Source organism: Neobacillus sp. MER 74, assembly GCF_023714155.1.
In genome coordinates, this window is record NZ_JAMAUV010000070.1 from 1 (window position 1) to 477 (window position 477).

At 57.9% G+C, this 477-nt stretch carries 1 protein-coding gene; it reads left to right on the top strand.

The genetic code is table 11. From position 1 onward, the window contains the following. Positions 1–472: lytic transglycosylase domain-containing protein (locus M3610_RS27500; RefSeq protein ID WP_251463637.1), on the top strand; the 472-nt coding region annotated here is incomplete at its 5' end. Positions 473–477: the final 5 nt, after the last annotated feature.

Here is a 477-nt window from a genome sequence, read left to right on the forward strand (position 1 = left end):
TCCTGTGGGTCTGCTGAAAAGCGTTGCAATCACCGAGTCTGCAGGCAACCCCAATGCGATGTCTGGTGCCGGCGCTCAGGGGCTGTTTCAGCTGATGCCCGGCACAGCTAAGGATTTGGGGCTGCGTGGCAACGAAGCCTTTGACCCGGTTAAGTCCGCCCAGGCTGCAGCAAAATATCTCGCTCAACTCTTAAAGGCCAATAACGGCGACCTTCCCAAAGCGCTCGCGTCCTATAACTGGGGGATCGGAAATGTGCAGAAGCATGGCATGGCGCTAATGCCGGAGGAAACCCGGAACTACATCCCGCGCGTTCTCAGCAATATGCCTTCCAGCGGCGCGCAGATCAGCCAGGAAACCAACATTCATATCCACGGAGTTAACGACCCGAGCAGGGCAGCCAGCGAAGTCGCCGACAAGCAAATGGCGGTGAACTCTCGCTTTTCACAAGCACTCGGAACGGGGCCGCGCTGATGGAC